Raw genomic sequence first — 18,423 nt, forward strand, 5'->3', positions numbered from 1 at the left:
TCGCCTCCTCCTATGGACTATGCGGCCGTGGACTCTCCACGGCAGGAGTGTTGCCGTGACGGCAACCGCACCAGGCTACCCCAACCCGTCGCCACCTGCGAAATCAGCGCCCTGACACAGCGTTCGTGAATATGTGCGCGAAACCGCACGCAGATAGAGAATGTTCCTTAACATATGACGCGGAAGGAGGCGCCCATGCCGAAACAGGCACCCCAGGACGCTCCGGTCGCCCGGCCCGGAGCCATCGCGGCCCTGCGCGCGAACCTCGACGCGAACGCGCTCGGGCCCGTCCGCACGCTCGGGCGGACCGTCGAACTCGTGCTCAACGCGACGGTGTCGATGGTGGCCGACGTGCTCCGGGCCAAGGTGCCGGTTCGCGAGGTCGTGGTCCAGGCCTGGTTCCTGGTCAGCGTCACCGCCGTGCCCGCCTTCCTCATGGCCGTCCCCTTCGGCGTCATCGTGACGATCCAGGTCGGCAGCATCGTCAACCAGATCGGTGCGGGTTCCCTGATGGGCGCCGCGAGCGGCCTGACCGTGATCCAGCAGGCCGCGCCGCTCGCCGCCGGTCTGCTCCTCGGCGGCGCCGGCGCGTCGGCGATCGCCGCCGACCTGGGATCGCGCACCATCCGCGAGGAGGTCGACGCGATGCGCGTCATGGGCATCGACCCGGTACGCCGGCTCGTCGTCCCCCGGATGGTCGCCGCCGCCCTCGTCGCGCCCCTGCTCTGCGTGTTCATCACCGTCGTCGGCATCGGCGCCGCGTACTACCTCGCGGTGTTCGGGCAGAACGTCACGTCCGGGAGCTACTGGCTCAGCTTCGGCGCCTACGCCACCACCCGCGACTTCGGCTTCTCCCTGCTCAAGGCCGCGATCTTCGGGCTGATCATCGCGGTGCTCGGCTGCCAGCACGGTCTCGAGGCGAAAGGCGGGGCGCGCGGCGTCGCCGACTCGGTGAACACCACGGTGGTCGTGTCCACCGTCGGCATCATCGTCCTCAACTTCGCGCTGACGCAGATCTACACGAGCTACTTCCCCATGCGGGTGGGCTAATGACTATCGCCCGCTACCGCCCGAAGGGCTTCCGGACCCTCGGCACGGTCTACGACACCCTGCGTGTCCTGATCGCACGCCTGGGCCACATGCTCTCCTTCACGGTGTCGTCGATCGCGCTGATCCCGCACGCGATCCGCAGCTACCCGAAGCAGACGATCCGCACCGTCACCGACCTCACCTGGGGCCGCGGCGCGGTCATCGTCGGCGGCGGCACCTCGCTGATGATGGTGGTCCTAGGGCTCGCCGTCGGCGGCACCGTCGCCGTGCAGGCCTTCTCGACCCTCGACCTGCTCGGCATGGGCCCGCTCACCGGCGTGATCGCCGCCCTGGCCAACACCCGCGAGTTCGCCCCGATCCTCGCCGCCGCGGGCTTCGCCGTCCAGGCCGGCTGCCGGATGACGGCGGAGATCGGCGCCATGCGGATCACCGAGGAGATCGACGCCCTCGAGGCCCTCGGCCTGCGCTCGATCTCCTTCGTGGTGAGCACCCGCATGATCGCGGGCATCGTGGCGATCGTGCCGGTGTTCCTCATCGCGATCATCGTGAGCTTCTTCGCCTCGAGCACCATCGTCACGCTCGCGCAGGGCGACGCCGCCGGCACCTACGAGCACTACTTCGAGCAGTTCCTCTCGCCCGCAGACCTCGTCGCATCGATCGCCAAGGTGGTGGTGTTCATCTGCGCCGTCATCCTCATCCACTGCTACCAGGGCTTCTTCGCCTCGGGCGGCCCCGAGGGCGTCGGCGTGGCGTCCGGCCGGGCCGTACGCGCGTCGATGGTCGCGATCGTCGTCCTCGACATGCTGATGACCCTCGCCATCTGGGGCATCAACAGCGACCTGGTGTTCAAGGGGTGAGGGCGTGACGACGAATCTGGTCTCCCCGGTCACGGGGATGATGACGCCCGGGCCGGTGCTGCTGCGCCGCGGCCTCGCGGCGATCCTGGCGACGGTGCTCCTCGTGACCGGCTTCTGGCTGGTCCGGTCGATCGTCTCCACGCCTCCGAAGACCCTCACGCTCGTGGTCCGCGATGTGGCTCCGGGGGTGGGGCCAGGCACCGCCGTCGAGATGGACGGGCTGCGGATCGGCGAGGTCACCGACGTCACCGACCACGGGTCGGGCCGGCTCGGCGTGGACATGCGGCTCAACGGCGCGGCCGACGACCTGGTGACGGACGCGGTGAAGGTCGCGTTCGCGCCCGGGAACACCTTCGGCATCACCGTCGTCGCTCTCACGCCGGGCCGTGGCGGACGGGTCCTGGCGCGGGGCGCGTCGTGGGAGCCCCTCGGCACCCCCGACGACGGGACGATGGCATCCCTGCTCCGTTCCCTGAGCACGATGGAGCGCGAGAGCTTCCGCCCGCACATGGCGCAGCTGATCGCCCAGGCGGACACCACGACCCGGCAGTTCCTGCCCTTCCTCGGCGCGATCGGCGCCATCGCCGAGGCCAACGCCGACACCCAGCGGATCGCCACCGCGCAGACCCTGCCGACCATCGCCGCGACCCTCGGCTCGCTCGACACGTCGATGAAGCGCATGCTCCCGGGCCTGCGCACCCTGTGGGAGTGGACCGGGCCGGACACCCCCGGCTACCCGAAGCGGCAGCACGACACCATCCAGGCCTTCGCCTACGACTTCGCACCGGCCCTCGCCGCGCTGCTCAGCGCACCGAACGTCGCGGCCCTCACCGAGGTCCTCGTGCCGATCCGCGAGCTCGCCACCCGGGCCACCACGAGCTTTCCCGACGCAGCGCGCAACGGCCGGCAGATCGAGGAACTCATCGAGCGGATCCGGAGGTCGATGCCGGACAACGGATCCGGCCCCGTCCTCAACCTGGACGTCACCTTCCAGCAGTTCCCGGCCATCTCCTCGCTGCTGCCCCCGGCACCGTCGTTCTCGGTGACCCCGCCGGGCGCGCCCGCGCCGGCCACGCCCCCGTCGACGGCGCCGACCACCGCCCGGCCCGCGGGCGGGACCCCGGCACCGTCGTCCACCGCAGCCGCGCCGACCACGACGAGGGGCCGCTGACATGCGCACCGCCAAGAACCCCGGAACCCTGCTGCTGATCTTCGTCGTCCTCGTGGCCGTCGGTGCGGCGTTCACCGTGCGCGCCCTCACCCGGCCCGCGCAGGCGGCCCAATCCCCGTACACGGCACTGTTCACCAACGCGTCGGGGCTGCGCCCCGGCGACGACGTCCGGCTGCTCGGCGTGCAGGTGGGCAAGGTCGAGGAGGTCGCGCTCGACCAGGAGGACACGGCCCGCGGCACGCTCGCGCGGGTCGCGTTCACCGTCGACCGGGCCCAGCGCCTCACGACGGCCACGACGCTCTCGATCCGCTTCCAGAACCTCACGGGGCTCCGGTATCTCGATCTCTCGCCCAGTGACGCGAGGGCCGCGGCGATCGCCCCGAAATCCACGATCGGCACGGGCCGGACGGTGCCCTCCTTCGACGTCACCACGATCTTCAACGGGCTCCAACCCGTGCTGGCCGCGATGCAGCCGGAGCAGATCAACCACCTCGCGCAGTCGATCGCCGCCGTCGTGGAGGGCGACGGTTCCGGGCTCGGTCCGCTGCTCGACGCGCTGCAGACGCTGAGTCGCTTCACGAACGACCGCTCGGCGCTGCTGCAGACGCTGGTGCGCAACCTCAAGACGATCAACGACAGCCTCGGCGGCAAGTCCACCGCCCTGCCGACGGTGATCGGCTACCTACAGGGCATCGGCGAGGTGATGCGGAACGCCGCACCGTCCACCACGATCCTCTCCGATCAGGGTGCAGAGCTCATGACCGCCGCCGACGCCCTGCTGCGCGGCGCCGGCCTGCAGCCGGCCGGCACGTCCCTCATCGAGCTGGCGCGGCCCGAACTCCCGCGCCTGCAGAGCCTCGTCGACCTCGCGGCGCTCCTGCCCGGCCTGTTCGCGAACCTGACGCAGCAACGGATTCCCGCAGCCGGCGGCGATACGGGCTGCAGCCGCGGCGAAGCACAACTACCTGCGGGCCTTCAGGTCTTCCTCCGCGGATCGAAGGTGACACTGTGTCGGCGCTGAACCTCCCCATGACCCTGCTCCGCGACGGCTACCGAGTGGCCCTGAACCTCGCGTCCGGCCTCGAGGAGGCATGGGCGCTACCCAGTTCGCGTGCGCGCCAACTCTTCTTCGGTGCGCTCGGGGTCGGGCTCACGCTGGTGGTGATGATCGCCAGCTCGGTCCTGGCGGTCCGCCCCGTCGGCACCACCACCTACTCCGCGGACTTCCCCGAGGCCGGGATGGTCCGCTCGGGCGACGACGTCCGCGTCGCCGGTGTCTCGGTCGGCTCCGTCGCGCGCGTCGAGCTGGCGGGCGATCACGTCTCCGTCGGGCTGCGGATCAAGAACAAGGTGCACATCGGCGATCAGTCCCGGATCGCCGTGAAGATGCTGACGGGCGTCGGCGGGTACTTCGTCGACATCGACTCGATCGGCACGAAGTCCCTGGGCTCGTCGGTGATTCCGGCCGGGCGCGTCACGATCCCGTACAGCCTCGTCGAGACCTTCCAGCAGGCCGAGCCGAAGATCCGGGCGATCGACCCCGCGCCGCTGCGCGAGTCCCTCGCACAGATCCAGCGCGCGACGAGCGGGCGGCCCGGGCAGATGAAGGAACTGCTCTCGACGCTCGACGGCGTCGTGAAGAGCATCTCGACGCAGAAGGAGGAGGTCGGCGGCTTCGTCCAGACCCTCTCCGAGTACAGCACCGCGATCAACCGCAACGGTGACGCGCTCACCCAGGTGATGCGCGACATGAACATCTACTTCTCGACGGCGCGCCTCAACGTGGCCGGGTACAAGCGCTTCATGAGCGCCTTCGACTCCGTCCTCAAGCGGATCATCCCCCCGGCGAACTTCTACCAGAACGACCTCGCGTCCATGGAGGCGCAGTTCAACCTCATGTCCGGCCAGATCGGCGGGTTGCTCGCCAAGTACCAGACGATGATCGACGACGCGATGAACCTGCTGCGCCGCCTGCAGTCGTCGGTCAAACCCGACGGGACGATCGTCCTCGACGGATCCGTGCCCACGATCTCGTCCCAGTACTGCATCCCACTGGAAGGAGCTCCCTGCTGATGCTCGCCAGGATCCTGGGTTCGAAATGGCTCGTCACCGCGATCGCGATCGGCACGATCGGCTCGCTGATCGCCGGCGCGCTGTACGTCGCGAGCACGCCGGGCAAGGCGCAGGCCCGCTACTGCGCTCTCATGCCCGACGCGATCGGGCTCTACGTCGGCAACCCCGTCACCCGGCTCGGCGTCCCGATCGGCAAGGTCACCGCGATCCGACCCGAGAACGCCGCCGCGCGCGTCGAGTTCGACATCGATGACGATCAGGCGCTCACCGGCGACGCCGGCGCGGTCACCGTCTCCGCCTCCCTCATCGCCTCGCGCCAGCTCGCGCTGGTCGACGGTGCCGGCAAGGGACCGGCACTGCGCTCCGGTTCGTGCCTGACGAAGACGAAGACGCCGCAGTCCCTGAGCCACAGCCTGAGCTCGCTCGGTGACGCCGCCACGAAGCTCACCACCGGCGGCGGCCCCGAACAGGCCAAGCAGGTGGAGGACTCGATCAAATCCCTCGCCGCCGCCACGGACGGCACCGGCCCCGATGTCAACGGTGTCATCGGCAGCCTCGCAGCACTGCTCGACGATCCGGGGCCCGGCATCGGCGATGTCGGGCAGACGATCGACGCCCTCTCCTCGCTCACGCACGGCATGACCTCCAACTGGGCACCGCTCAAGCAGCTCCTGCTCACGACGCCCGACGGCCTCGCCGACGTCATCGTGCCGACCGCCCGCACCACCGAGACGCTGGCCGTCGCCCTGATCCCGCTCGGGAAGATGCTGCGCGATCTGATCTCCCACTACGGCCACAACCTGTGGCCGATCCTCGACACGGTGATCCCCGCATCGCGTCTGGTGAGCGCCGGCGTGAAGAACTGGGGCGATCTCCTGGGCTTCCTGCCGCCGCTGATCGACGCCTTCAACGTGTCCTTCGACCAGCGCACCCTCGGCCTGAAGGTGGTCTACACGCCGCCGTCGACGAAGATGGTCGCCCGCAATCCCGATCTGACGTGCGCGAACATCAACCGGCTGGCGCCGGGGCAGTGCCGGGTCATCGATCCCGGGCACATCGAGGTCGACCTGATCTCCGCCATCCTCCGTGGGACGGGAGCCGCGCGATGAACCGACCGACCCTGCGGCGCAGAATCATCCGCGCCCTGCTGCTCCTCGTCGTACTCGGCCTCGGTGCAGTCGGCGTGCTCCGCGCGAGTCCCGCGACCCTGCCCACCCCGTCCACCTGGTCGTCGGGATGGCCCCTGCGGGTGGAGTTCTCGAACGCCCTCAACCTCCCCGACCAGGCGCAGGTGCGATTCAACGGCCGATCCATCGGGACGATGAAGTCCGTCCGCCTCGACGGCGACCGCGCCGTCGCGACCCTGACCATCACGCAGCCCGCGACGATCCCCGCCGACAGCACCGCCGAACTCCGCCAGGACACGCTGCTCGGCGACGTGTACATCGCCCTCGCGTCGTCCCCCACCTCGAAGGCGCAGACACTGCGCGCGGGTGGGCTCATCCCGCTGGCGCAGAGCCGGCCTCCGGATCACATAGAGGACCTCATGACGAGCCTGTCCGGCTTCCTCGGGAGCGGCGGAGTCGCCCAGCTGGGCAACACCGTTCAGCGGATCGACGGTGCCTTCCCGGACGACCCGGCGCGCACGCGCAAGATCACCGACAACCTCGCCACGACGGTGCGGGCGTGGGCCGACGACACCCGCTCCCTCGACGCGGCGCTGCGGTCCGTGGTCGGCGTCACGGGCACCGTCGCCGCCGAGCACCAGCGGTTGAGCGACTACCTGTCCCCGACCGGGCTCACCCGGTGGGCCACGATCGCCGAGACCGCCCGCGTCGTCGAGGTGTTCGCATCGCTCGCGCCCCTCATGCGGAACACCGCCCCGCTGGTCCCCGGCGTCCGCGACCTCGCCGCGCTGTTCACCCAGGTGGTCGGGCCGCTGCTCCTGCTGGACCGACCCGTCGGCGGGACTCGGCCCGACAACCTGATCAACCTCCGGAACCTGTTTCGCGACACCATCATCCCGTGGGTGGAGCACGGCCCCAAGATCAACGTGGCGAGGGTGTCCGACGGGCCGGCCGTCCCCACCGCGGAGAAGGCCGAGCAGGCCGTCCGGGCGATGCGGATGATCGGAGCCGTCCGATGAGGAAGGAACTGGTGGCGAACGCGATCACGTTCACGGCGGTGCTCGTGGTCGGTCTCTTCATCCTGCTGTACGGCTACATGGGAATCCGGCCCGGCGTGCAGTACACGACGCTGTCGCTCAAACTCGCGCACACCGGCCAGCTGACCACCGGTTCGCCCATCCTCCTGCGCGGCGTACGGATCGGCGACGTCACGTCCGTCGAGCCGTCGACGGAGGGCGTCCGGATCGGCCTGCGCTACCCGTCGGAGTACCGGATCCCCGTGGACTCCGCGCTGTCGATCGAGCAGCTCAGCGCTTTGAGCGAGCCCTACGTCGAGATCGCGCCCCGTTCCTCGGGTGGTGCCGTGTTCTCCTCGGGGAGCGTCGTTCCCGCGACCGCGGTCTCGCAGTCCCGATCGGTGAGCGAGGTCTTCCAGGCCCTCGCCGCGCTGAACCGCACCGCGGACACGGGCGCCCTCGGCAAGATCGTGCAGACCGCCTGGCAGGCCACCTCCGGACGCGACGACCAGTTGGCGACGCTCAGCAGAGCGGGCCAACTGCTCAGCTCGACGGTGCTGACCCGCATGCCCGCCATCCGGAAGATGTTCTCCGACACCCAGATCTACTCCGCCGATCTCGGCTGGACGCCCGACGCGATACGGCGCCTCGGCGTCGAGTTCGACAACACCACCGGCGTGGTGCGCAGCGCCGTCGAGGCCGTGCAGAAGATGGTGATGACGCTCGACGCGCCGGACCCCTTCCTGAACACCATCGATCCGTTCTTCAAGCGCCTCAAGCCGTACCTGGACGAGCTCCTACCGGCGCTGGCCACGACCGGCGGGCCGTTCATCTCCATCTTCTCCGCCCTCAACCGCACCGTCCCCCAGATCGACCTCAGCACCCTGCTGTCGAACGCACTGCAGGTCGCCGGTACCGACGGCGCCGCGCGCGTCACCCTGACCATCCCCCGCCCGTGACCGGACCCCACCGAGAGGTAGACATGCCGCAGGAGCACGACGACGTTCGGGACGAACCCGATATCGAGACCGACGAGAAGCGGACCGTCCTCACCAAGGGCCGCCGCCCGTGCCGCGCTGCGACGGCGGACGGGAAGAGCATCCCGGCCGCGTCCCGCACGGACGTTCCGGGCCCCCAGGGCCGACGGGGCCCGGCCGGCACCGTCAAGACCGTGCTCGCGACGGTGCTCGTCATCGCGCTGATCGTCGTATCGGTCCTGCTGGTCCTGCAGACCCGCACCCTGGGCTCCGAGCGGGAGGCCACCGCCGACCGGGCCCGCGCCGAGCAGATCGCCTCCGACTACGCGGTCAAGGCGGCGACCATGGACTACCGCGACCTCACGCCGTGGCTCAACGGTGTGAAGGCGGGGACCACGCCCGAGCTGTCGAAGAAGTTCGACGCGATCGTCGATCTCATGCGCGAGGTGCTCACGCCCCTGCGCCTGACGTCCACCGGCAAGGCCTCGTTCGCGAAGACCACGTCCGAGGTGAACGGCATCTACCAGGTGAAGGTCGCCGTCGACGTGTCCTCGCAGAACGTGCAGGCACCGCAGGGCACCGTCACGACGAGCACCTACTCCGTCACGCTGGACCGGAACCGATCCTGGGTGATCACCGAAGCCGGCGACCCCGCCAACCCGTCGGCCGTGCTCAGCGGAATCGGCGGCGCCTCGCCGTCGAGCTCGGCGGCACCGTCGGCCTCCCCGTCCGTTCCCGCGGCGCCGGCACCGTCGGGCACCCCCAACTGACCCCGAAGGGCGAGAGATGTTGCAACGCTTCCTCGACTACGAGATGAAGGTCTCCGAGTTCATCGGTTTCCTCATCCTGATCGGCATCCCGTACGGGTTGATCGGCCTGGTGTGGTCGCTCACGCACATGGACCATCTGGGGAACCTCAGTGGCCTGGACCGGATCGTCTCCTTCCTCGGGGCGATCGTCTGCTGGCCCGTCCTCCTGTTCACGAATGTGACGATGCAGTGATGGCGCTGGTGTGGATCATCGACGTGGTGGTCCAGTACGTGAAGATCCTCGGCGGTCGCCAGCAGGTGCCGGCCGTGGTCCGGCTGGCCGCGTGGCTGTTCCTCATCGCTCTGGTGATCGTCGGAATCGGGCTCGTGGCAACGGGGCTCGTGCTGCTCGACGACCACCTCGCCACCCTCCCCCCGACCCGCTAGGAGCCCGCGATGGTCCTCACCGTCGAGCAGACCCGCATCCCCGTCACCGGCGTCCACCGCCGGTACACCAAGCGCCGCCTCGCCGTGACCGACGCGCTCGACTTCTGGTCGTTCGCCGGAGCAGCCGCCAATGTCGCCATGCAGATGATGAACCCCGGTGTGGGACACGGGGTCGTGGAGTCGAAGGTCGACAGCGGGGCGCTCATGAAGCGTCCCTGGAAGCGGGCACGCACCACCACGCAGTACCTGGCCGTCGCGATCCTGGGGAACGAGAAGGAGATCGACGCCTTCCGGGAGGCGGTGAACGTCGCTCACCGCCAGGTGCATTCGGCGCCGGGCGCGGCGGTGAAGTACAACGCCTTCGACCGGAATCTGCAGATGTGGGTGGCCGCGTGCCTGTTCATCGGCTTCGAGGACTCCTACCAGCTGTTGCACGGCAGGCTGTCCGAGGAGCACGCGGAGAGCTTCTACCAGTCGGCCGCCGTCCTCGCGACCTCGCTGCAGGTGCCGCGCGACATGTGGCCGGCCACCCGAGGCGATTTCGACGACTACTGGGTCCGCGCGTGCGCCGAGACCCGCCTGGACGAGCCCGTCGCCGCCTACGTCGACGACCTGTTGCATCTGCGCATGATCAACCTCCCGATGCGACTGGTGTTCGGCTCGCTCCTGCGGTTCCTCACGATCGGTTTCCTCGCGCCGTACTTCCGCGAGCAGATGGGGGTGCGATGGTCCGCCGCGGACCAGCGCCGGTTCGAGAACCTCTTCGTCTTCGTGGGTTTCGTCAACCGGTTCATCCCACGGTTCCTGCGATTCGGCGGCAGCTACTCGCTGATGATGGACCTGCGGCACCGGATCAGCGCGGGCAAGCCGATCATCTGACTGCGCGGCCCGCCGGGAGCGCCGCTCAGTGGGCCCGGCGGGCCGCCGTGTAGAGCTGCCACGCGGCGCGTTCGGCGGACGAAAGATGGACGCCGAGAAGCTCCTTGGCCCGCGAGTGCTGGACTGCCCGGGCTGCGAACCGCGGGACGTGGCCTATGGACCACCGTGGGGGCCGCAGGACCTCACGACCGAACCGTTCGCCCGCGGCGGTGACGGCGAGCCCTGCGCAGGCCTCGGAGAAGTACGCGACGAACGACTCCCACGTCTCGGGGACCGGGCGAGTCGAGATGCCGTACCCCGCGTACCACTGACAGCACTCCGCGTACAACTGATCCCGCTGGTCGTCGCGCAGACCCGGCCCGTAGACCCCGATCGCGGTGAACAGCGCATCGACGTAGGTCGCGTGCTGGAAGTGGAACAGCTCGGGATCCAGGGCGTGGTACCGATCGCCGTTCGCGTCGATGCCTTTGACGTGCTCGTGCGCGTATCGGATGGTCCACATCGCATGCCCCGGGTCGTACGCCAATCGGATGAGCGCCTCCACACTCCGGGTCTTGTGCCCCCAGACACTGGTGTGCACGTGATCGTCGAACGATGCGGCGATGGCCGGGTGCAGGACCTGCAGCCCCACGGCCCGCGGTAGCGTCGCGCGGAACGCGCCGGTGTCCAAGTACGTCAACAGGATCGACTGATCGACACGGGTGCTGCGCGCCACGATCACACCTCGAAGAGCACCGCGCAGACCATCGCGTACACCTCGGCCTGGAAGGCGGGGTCCTGGTCGAAGCGGCGGGTACGCCCCACGTCGAAGACCACGGCGAAGGCCGCGTGCACGAGGAAGGTGGCCTCGGCCGCGCTCAGCTCCGGGCGGACGGCGACCACCGCGTCGGCGAAGGCGGCGATGTTCGCGCGTTGCAGGCTCGCGAGGCGGCTGCGATCCGCGTCCGGGACGTTGCCGATCTCCCGGAAGTACACCGTCATCAGTCGCGAGGTGCGGAAGGACAACTGCACGTACGCCTCGGCCAGAGCAGCGAGCCGTTCCGGCGGTTCGGGATTCGCCGCGGACACCTCGTCGATCACGTGCGCCGTCGCGTCGGCGGCACGCTCGAGCGCGCTGACCAGGATTCCCGCCTTGTTCGGGAAGTAGCGGTACATTCCGGACGGCACGATGCCGGCGGCCCGGCCGATCTGCCCCATGCTCACGTTGTGGAAGCCGTGCTCGAAGATCTGGCCGATCGCCTCGTCGAGCACCTGCCCCTGCCGACCCGCATCGGGCTCCGGCTCCGGCGGCGGCGCGAGCCGGTACGGCGCCGGCGGATCCGGCAGCGCCAACACGGCGCGCCCGGCGGCGGCGAGCACCGCCTCCGCGCGCTTCTGGGCGAGGACCGTGCGGTGCGCGGTCACGCTGCCCGTCACGCTGATCGCGCCCACGCACCGCAGCTCGACGTCGCGGCGCGCCGCGCCGGGGAGACCCGCCTCCGCCGCATCCGCGAAGGTCTCGACCATTCCGGTCAGCTGGTGGCGGATCCGCGCACGATCGTCGCGCTCCAGAAGCCGCTGCTCCCAGCGGAACAGGCCACCCGTGTTGCGCCGCTCGAAGGAGACGCCCAGCGCGGCGTCGAGGATCGCCTCGACCCGCACCTCGGGCGGCTCAGCGGCAGTCTTCTCCGCCGCATCCGCGACGGCCGTGGTCAACGCGTCCGAGGCGGAGGTGATCGCGTGCTCGAGCAGGGCGTACTTGTTGGGGAAGTGGCGGTAGACCGCGGGGCCGCTGATGTCGAGCGACGCGGCGATCTGCTCGATGCCGACGCCGTGATAGCCCCGCCGGGAGAAATCCTCCGCAGCGACCCGCGCGATCTGTTCGCGCCGGTCCTTGGGGCGCTTCCGTTTCGCCTGCGTCACCTGCCACTCCTCCTTGCTCCGCATCGAGCCTACTCGGTGACGAACGCTCGCCCGCGGTGTACCGTCGAGCCTACTAAGTAAATGAATGTTCACACACCGTTTCGGTACGGAACTTCCGGAGGAACCCGGCATGACCACCACTGCACCCCTCGCCCCGGCGAACGTCCCGACGGAGGTCGGGCGCACCGTCGACCCCGTCGCGACCGGACACCGGATCGCCCTGGCGGTCCCCGAACGACGCGCGGACGTACTGACCGTCCTGGCCGACTCCATGGATGCGCCCTCCGCCGCAGCGGGCCCCGCGAACGTGGTGATGCAGCTGCTCAACCCTCCCGTGGCCTACGGCGTGATGGAGTCACGAGTGGAATCCGGTGCGCTGTACAAGCATCCGATCAAACGCAGCCGCACCACCTTCACCTATCTCGCCGTCGCCATCCTCGGGAACGCGGGTGACCGGGTCCGGTACCGCAAGGCCGTCGACGGCGCCCACCGGCAGGTGCAGCCCACCTCGGAGAGCCCGGTCAAGTACAACGGCATGGACCGCAACCTGCAGCTGTGGGTGGCGATGTGCCTGTACGTGGGATTCGAGGACACCCACCAGCTGCTGCGCGGGCGGATGAGCCGCGAGCAGCGCGCCCTGTTCTACCGCGACTCCGCGCCGCTCGGCACCACACTGCAGGTGCACCCGGACATGTGGCCCGCCACCCCCGAGGATTTCGATGCGCTGTGGATCGAGCTGTGCGAGCAGAAGATCCGGCCCACCACCGAGACGCGCGACTACCTGCGTCAGCTCGTCGACCTCACCTTCGTCGGCGCGGTTCCCGGCCCGCTCAAGGGCTTCTCCCGATTCCAGACGGCCGGCTTCCTCGCGCCGCGGTTCCGCGAGGCGATGGAGATCGAGTGGACCGCCGCCGATCAGCGCCGCTTCGACCTGTTCTGGCGCATTCTCGCGGGCGTGAACCGGCTCGTCCCGCTCGCGCTGCGGCGCCTGCCCTACCGCCTGCTCCTCGCGGACATGCGACTGCGCGCGAAGCTCCGCCGCCCCCTCATCTGACCCGGTCGTGCGGTGGATTGCATCGCACGACCGGCACCAGCCGCTAGCGCTCGACCCTCACGTAGGGCTCATCCGGATGCAGTTCCATGACGTCAACGAGCCACTCCTCGTCGAATGCCGCGGTAGGGGCGGTCCCGCCCAACAGTCCCATAAGGTAGCTGAGCATGCCGTCACCGTCGTAGTCGATTCCCGAGCCGTTGGTCGCGATGACGGGCCATCGGTCGGGGTTCTCACCGCTCGTCCGCCACAGCAGCGTCTGGCCGCACCCTGAGACTCCGAAGACGAGGTACTCGTCCGTCGGCGTTCCGTAGATCTCGTCGAGGGAGCCGTGTCCCACGACGTCCACGTCGTCGGAGCGGTGCGCCGCCTCGCTGCGGAGGAATCCGATCGTCCCGCGTGGCGATTCGTCGCGGGTCGACGCTATCCATTCCGGAGGCGCGATACCGAGTTCGCCACCCCAGAAGCGTCCCGCACCGTACACGTCGATGAACAGCTTGTAGTCGGCCGGAAGCCGTCCGAGACGCGCTTCAATCGTCGCCCAGTCGCGGATCACCTGCGGCGAGCCGGAGGGCGGTGGGGCCACCCGCGCCAGGTCCGTCAGCTGCACTTTCACACGATCGAGCGTAGGTCAGGCGTGCAGGCGGCATCCGCCACCGGATGGTTCAGCGCCGCCGTGTGTGCGATCGACCCCGCTGAGCGGGGTCGATCGCACACAGGACGCGGACGCGTCAGCCGAACTGCTGGCGCAGGGCGGGCTTGGTGATCTTGCCGGCGGGGTTGCGAGGCAGCTCGGGGACCACCACCAGGTCACGCGGGTGCTTGTAGCGGGCGATGTGGTCGTTGAGGAACTCCGAGAGCGACTCCACCGACAGCTCCTCGCCGTCGCGCACGCTGACCACGGCCACGACGGCCTCGCCCCACTTCTCGTCGGGCCGGCCGATGACGGCCACCTCGACCACGGCCGGGTGGGCCGCGACGGCGTTCTCGACCTCCACCGAGTAGATGTTCTCGCCGCCCGAGATGATCATGTCCTTCGCGCGGTCGGTGATGTAGACGAAGCCCTCGTCGTCCATCCGCACCAGGTCGCCCGAGTGGAACCAGCCACCGTCGAAGGCGGCTCGCGTGGCGTCGACGTTGTTCCAGTATCCGGCCATCATGTTGGGTCCGCGGTAGACGATCTCCCCGACCTCGCCGCGCGGCACGTCCTTGCCCTCGGGATCGACGACGCGAGCGGCGACGGTGCGCACCACCTTTCCGACGGAGCCGAGCTTGCGCAGCGTGTCCTCTCCGGAGAGGGCGCAGGTCACCGGGGACATTTCGGTCTGACCGAAGACGGCGCAGATGGTGGCGTCGGGGAAGGTGTCGACCAGGGCGCGCAGCAGTGTCTCGCTGGCGGGCGCGGCGCCCCACCAGACGTACTTGAGCTTCAAGTCGCGCGGGCGGGCCTGTTGCTCCGCCACCGCGAGCTGCCACTGCACCGGCACCATGAACATCGTCGTGATGCCCTCGCGCTCGAGGACGTCCAGCGTGTGCGCGGGATCGAACGCGCCCAGCGGGAAGATCACCGACGTGGTCCCGGCGATGAAGGCGGTGGCCAGCACGCCGAACCCCGCGATGTGGAACAGCGGCACCGCGACGGCGCCCACGGCCTCGGTGTCCACCGTGCCGGGCGCGATGAGGTTGTTGAAGCCCTGCGCCGTCATGTTCACGTGGGTGAGCACCGCTCCCTTGGGGCGGCCCGTCGTACCCGAGGTGTACATGATCAGGGCCGGGGAGTCCTCCGGCACGTCGACGACGGGGGCCGTGCGCCCCTCCGCAACGAGGTCCTCGTAGGCCAGGGCGCCCGCGGCCTCGTCGGCACCGTCGAACCGGATGCGCAGGCCGAACTCGGCGCCCGCGGCGGACGCGGCCGCGACGAGCGGGTCGAACGGCGCCTCGTAGACGATGGCGCTGCAGCCCGTGTCCTGCGCCAGGTAGGCCACCTCGGGCGGCGCCATCCGGAAGTTGACGGGGACGGCGATGCCGCCGAGGGCCGTCACGGCGAGGACGGCCTCGATGTACTCCAGCCGGTTGAGACCGAGCACGAGCACGCGGTCGCCGAACGAGACGCCGCGTTCGGACAGCGCGCCCGCGACCGCGCTCACCCGGTCTGCGAGCCGGGCCCACGTGAGGGTGTTGTCCAGGTACTTCAGGGCCACCTGATCGCCGCGCATGACGGCGTGATTGCGGACCTGGTTGTTCCAGGTGTTGCGCTGTGAGCTGCGGGGCTCCTCCGTGCGCGGGAACCAGGCGATGTTCTCAAGAGCGGTCATGTATGGGATTGTGTTCTAGAACATGTTCGACGGGGAGCCGAATCGCACAAAGTTAAAGAATAGTGATTCACTTGTGACCTACCCGACGACAGTCACCCATGGAAGGAACACCGTGCCCGAAGCATTCATCTACGAGGCCATCCGCACTCCGCGCGGTAAGCAGCGCGGCGGCGCGCTGCACGCCACCAAGCCGCTGGACCTGGTGGTCGGCCTGATCGACGAGCTCAAGGACCGCTACCCCACGATGGATCCGTCCGCGATCGACGACATCGTGCTCGGCGTGGTCTCCCCCGTGGGCGAGCAGGGCGGCGACATCGCCCGCACCGCCGCCACCGTCGCGGGCCTGCCCGAGACCGTGGCCGGCGTGCAGATCAACCGGTTCTGCGCCTCGGGCCTGGAGGCCACCAACATGGCGGCGCAGAAGGTCGCCGCCGGACTGGGCGACGACCTGGTGCTCGCGGGCGGCGTCGAGTCGATGTCGCGCGTGCCGCTCGGCTCCGACGGCGGCGCGATGCACCAGGACGTGACGACCAACTACGACACCTACTTCGTGCCGCAGGGCATCGGCGCCGACCTCATCGCGTCGATCGACGGCTACACCCGCGAGGACGTTGACACCTACGCCGCGCAGTCGCAGGCCAACGCCGCGGCCGCGTGGGACAACGGCTGGTTCGCCAAGTCGGTCGTGCCCGTCAAGGACATCAACGGCCTGACGGTGCTCGACAACGACGAGCACCGTCGCCCCGGGACCACCGTCGAGGGCCTCGGCAAGCTGCGCCCCGCCTTCGACGGCATCGGCGAGATGGGCGGCTTCGACGCCGTCGCGCTGCAGAAGTACTACACCGTCCCGAAGATCAACCACGTCCACACGGGCGGCAACAGCTCGGGCATCGTCGACGGTGCCGCCCTCCTGCTGATCGGCAACGAGGCCGGCGGCAAGAAGGCGGGCCTGACCCCGCGCGGCCGCATCGTGGCCACCGCGGTCACGGGCTCGGAGCCGACCATCATGCTCACCGGCCCCACCCCGGCCACCGAGAAGGTCCTCGCCAAGGCGGGCCTGTCGAAGGAGCAGATCGACCACTGGGAGCTCAACGAGGCCTTCGCGTCCGTCGTGCTGCGGTGGATGAAGGACATGAAGCTCGAGCGCGAGCAGGTGAACCCGCTCGGCGGCGCCATCGCGCTCGGCCACCCGCTCGGCGCGACCGGCGCGATGCTGGTCTCGACGGTGCTCGACAACCTCGAGCGCACGGGCGGCCGCTACGGCCTCATGACCCTCTGCGTCGGCGGTGGCATGGGCATCGCCACCATCATCGAGCGCCTCTGACCGGCCGAAGACTACGGAGACAAACAATCACATGGCTGAGAACATGATCCGCTGGGAGCAGGACGCCGACGGCATCGTCACCCTGACGATGGACGACCCCACCAGCTCCGCGAACACCATGAACGACCTGTATCGCGAGTCGATGGCGGCGACCATCGACCGCCTGGAGGCCGAGAAGGACTCCATCACGGGCGTCGTGCTGACCTCCGCGAAGAAGACCTTCTTCGCCGGCGGCAACCTGGGCCTCATCCGCCAGGCCACCAAGGCCGACGCGCAGCAGGTCTTCGACAACGTCGAGTCGATGAAGGCGGCGCTGCGCCGCCTCGAGACCTTCGGCAAGCCCGTCGTCTCCGCGATCAACGGTGCCGCCCTCGGCGGCGGCCTGGAGATCGCCCTGGCGACCCACCACCGCATCGCCGCCGACGTGCGCGGCTCGCAGATCGGCCTGCCCGAGGTCACCCTCGGCCTGCTCCCCGGCGGCGGCGGCGTCACCCGCACCGTCCGGCTGCTCGGCCTGCAGGGCGCCCTGATGGGCGTGCTGCTGCAGGGCCCGCGGATGAAGCCCGCGAAGGCGCAGCAGGTGGGCCTCGTGCACGAGGTCGTGGGTACCGTCGAGGAGCTCGTCCCCGCCGCGAAGGCGTGGATCAAGGCGAACCCCGAGGGCGGCGTGCAGCCCTGGGACGTCAAGGGCTTTCGTATCCCCGGGGGGTCGCCGAGCTCCCCGTCGATCGCCGCGAACATCCCCGCGTTCCCCGCGAACCTGCGCAAGCAGCTCAAGGGCGCCCCGATGCCCGCGCCGCGGGCCATCATGGCAGCCGCGGTCGAGGGTGCGATGGTCGACTTCGACACCGCGTCGGTGATCGAGGGTCGCTACTTCGTCTCGCTGGCCACCGGTCAGGTGTCGAAGAACATGATCAAGGCGTTCTTCTTCGACCTGCAGCACATCAACGGCGGCGGCTCGCGGCCCGAGGGCTACGACAAGTACCAGGCCAAGAAGGTCGGCGTCATCGGCGCCGGCATGATGGGTGCCGCGATCGCGTACGTCTCCGCGAAGGCCGGCATCGAGGTCGTCATCAAGGACATCTCGCTGGAAGCCGCGCAGAAGGGCAAGGCCTACTCCGAGAAGCTCGAGGAGAAGGCTCTGGCCAAGGGCCGCACCACCGCCGAGAAGTCGGCGGAGCTGCTCGCCCGGATCACGCCCACCGTCGACGCCGCCGATTTCGCCGGCGTGGACCTGGTCATCGAGGCGGCGTTCGAGTCGGTCGAGGTCAAGCACAAGGTGTTCCAGGAGATCGAGGACATCGTCGAGCCCGACGCCATCCTCGGCTCGAACACCTCGACGCTGCCGATCACCATCCTCGCCGAGGGCGTCAAGCGCTCCGAGGACTTCATCGGCATCCACTTCTTCTCCCCCGTCGACAAGATGCCGCTGGTCGAGATCATCCGCGGCGCCAAGACCTCGGATGCGGTGCTGGCCAAGGTCAT

Annotated in this window: 19 protein-coding genes; 15 read left to right on the forward strand and 4 right to left on the reverse strand. The window is 69.4% G+C overall.

Annotation, left to right across the window (positions count from 1 at the left end; translation table 11 throughout):
- Window positions 1-195: 195 nt before the first annotated feature.
- The 12 genes from AXK61_RS15345 to AXK61_RS15400 are packed head-to-tail and all read left to right on the forward strand — an operon-like array spanning window position 196 to window position 10,346.
- A complete protein-coding gene (locus AXK61_RS15345) occupies window positions 196-1,050 on the forward strand; it encodes an ABC transporter permease (RefSeq protein ID WP_068570239.1) in 855 nt (284 codons plus the stop codon).
- Complete coding sequence (locus AXK61_RS15350) at window positions 1,050-1,907, forward strand: ABC transporter permease (protein WP_068746164.1); 858 nt, start codon at window positions 1,050-1,052, stop codon at window positions 1,905-1,907. Before AXK61_RS15345 ends, AXK61_RS15350 begins: the two co-directional genes overlap by 1 nt.
- A gap of 4 nt (window positions 1,908-1,911) precedes the next feature.
- The gene (locus AXK61_RS15355; RefSeq protein ID WP_156485689.1) at window positions 1,912-3,078 is read left to right on the forward strand and encodes an MlaD family protein; all 1,167 of its coding nucleotides are present in this window, start codon (window positions 1,912-1,914) and stop codon (window positions 3,076-3,078) included.
- A gap of 1 nt (window position 3,079) precedes the next feature.
- Complete coding sequence (locus AXK61_RS15360; protein WP_068746169.1) at window positions 3,080-4,099, forward strand: MlaD family protein; 1,020 nt, start codon at window positions 3,080-3,082, stop codon at window positions 4,097-4,099.
- A complete protein-coding gene (locus AXK61_RS15365) occupies window positions 4,087-5,151 on the forward strand; it encodes an MlaD family protein (RefSeq protein ID WP_068570210.1) in 1,065 nt (354 codons plus the stop codon). Before AXK61_RS15360 ends, AXK61_RS15365 begins: the two co-directional genes overlap by 13 nt.
- Window positions 5,151-6,260, forward strand: coding sequence for an MlaD family protein (locus AXK61_RS15370; protein WP_068746171.1), 1,110 nt, complete (start codon window positions 5,151-5,153; stop codon window positions 6,258-6,260). The genes AXK61_RS15365 and AXK61_RS15370 overlap by 1 nt, the downstream gene beginning before the upstream one ends.
- Window positions 6,257-7,297, forward strand: a complete 1,041-nt coding sequence (locus AXK61_RS15375) for an MlaD family protein (protein WP_068746173.1) — start codon at window positions 6,257-6,259, stop codon at window positions 7,295-7,297. The genes AXK61_RS15370 and AXK61_RS15375 overlap by 4 nt, the downstream gene beginning before the upstream one ends.
- Window positions 7,294-8,253 (forward strand): MlaD family protein, encoded by a 960-nt coding sequence (locus AXK61_RS15380; RefSeq protein WP_068746174.1) that lies wholly within the window; start codon window positions 7,294-7,296, stop codon window positions 8,251-8,253. The genes AXK61_RS15375 and AXK61_RS15380 overlap by 4 nt, the downstream gene beginning before the upstream one ends.
- A 23-nt stretch (window positions 8,254-8,276) precedes the next feature.
- Window positions 8,277-9,041: a hypothetical protein gene (locus AXK61_RS15385; RefSeq protein ID WP_082789370.1), complete on the forward strand. Its 765-nt coding sequence runs from the start codon at window positions 8,277-8,279 to the stop codon at window positions 9,039-9,041.
- A 16-nt stretch (window positions 9,042-9,057) separates the two neighbouring features.
- Window positions 9,058-9,273, forward strand: a complete 216-nt coding sequence (locus AXK61_RS15390; RefSeq protein WP_068570205.1) for a hypothetical protein — start codon at window positions 9,058-9,060, stop codon at window positions 9,271-9,273.
- On the forward strand, window positions 9,273-9,467 hold the full coding sequence (locus AXK61_RS15395) for a hypothetical protein (protein WP_068746175.1): 195 nt from the start codon (window positions 9,273-9,275) through the stop codon (window positions 9,465-9,467). Before AXK61_RS15390 ends, AXK61_RS15395 begins: the two co-directional genes overlap by 1 nt.
- A gap of 9 nt (window positions 9,468-9,476) precedes the next feature.
- A complete protein-coding gene (locus AXK61_RS15400; RefSeq protein WP_068570203.1) occupies window positions 9,477-10,346 on the forward strand; it encodes an oxygenase MpaB family protein in 870 nt (289 codons plus the stop codon).
- A 25-nt stretch (window positions 10,347-10,371) separates the two neighbouring features.
- Here the strand turns inward: AXK61_RS15400 and AXK61_RS15405 are convergent, their stop codons facing one another.
- Both AXK61_RS15405 and AXK61_RS15410 read right to left on the reverse strand, forming a co-directional pair.
- Window positions 10,372-11,061: an oxygenase MpaB family protein gene (locus AXK61_RS15405; RefSeq protein WP_068746191.1), complete on the reverse strand. Its 690-nt coding sequence runs from the start codon at window positions 11,059-11,061 to the stop codon at window positions 10,372-10,374.
- Window positions 11,062-11,063: 2 nt separating this feature from the next.
- Window positions 11,064-12,272, reverse strand: a complete 1,209-nt coding sequence (locus tag AXK61_RS15410) for a TetR/AcrR family transcriptional regulator (protein ID WP_068570202.1) — start codon at window positions 12,270-12,272, stop codon at window positions 11,064-11,066.
- 106 nt (window positions 12,273-12,378) lie between these two features.
- On the opposite strand from AXK61_RS15410, the gene AXK61_RS15415 reads away from it, so the two are divergent.
- Window positions 12,379-13,302 carry an oxygenase MpaB family protein gene (locus tag AXK61_RS15415; RefSeq protein ID WP_068570237.1) on the forward strand — a complete coding sequence of 308 codons (924 nt, stop codon included), beginning with the start codon at window positions 12,379-12,381 and terminating at the stop codon, window positions 13,300-13,302.
- 43 nt (window positions 13,303-13,345) lie between these two features.
- Here AXK61_RS15415 and AXK61_RS15420 read toward each other — a convergent pair whose 3' ends face one another.
- A complete protein-coding gene (locus AXK61_RS15420) occupies window positions 13,346-13,915 on the reverse strand; it encodes an SMI1/KNR4 family protein (RefSeq protein WP_068570201.1) in 570 nt (189 codons plus the stop codon).
- Window positions 13,916-14,030: 115 nt separating this feature from the next.
- Window positions 14,031-15,614 carry a long-chain-fatty-acid--CoA ligase gene (locus AXK61_RS15425; RefSeq protein ID WP_068746179.1) on the reverse strand — a complete coding sequence of 528 codons (1,584 nt, stop codon included), beginning with the start codon at window positions 15,612-15,614 and terminating at the stop codon, window positions 14,031-14,033.
- A 112-nt stretch (window positions 15,615-15,726) separates the two neighbouring features.
- On the opposite strand from AXK61_RS15425, the gene AXK61_RS15430 reads away from it, so the two are divergent.
- Together AXK61_RS15430 and AXK61_RS15435 are read left to right on the forward strand one after the other, a co-directional pair.
- A complete protein-coding gene (locus tag AXK61_RS15430; protein ID WP_068746180.1) occupies window positions 15,727-16,938 on the forward strand; it encodes an acetyl-CoA C-acetyltransferase in 1,212 nt (403 codons plus the stop codon).
- A gap of 31 nt (window positions 16,939-16,969) precedes the next feature.
- A partial coding sequence (locus tag AXK61_RS15435; RefSeq protein WP_068746181.1) for a 3-hydroxyacyl-CoA dehydrogenase NAD-binding domain-containing protein occupies window positions 16,970-18,423 on the forward strand: 1,454 nt, incomplete at its 3' end.

Source organism: Tsukamurella pseudospumae, assembly GCF_001575205.1.
GTDB classification, from domain to species: Bacteria; Actinomycetota; Actinomycetes; order Mycobacteriales; family Mycobacteriaceae; genus Tsukamurella; species Tsukamurella pseudospumae.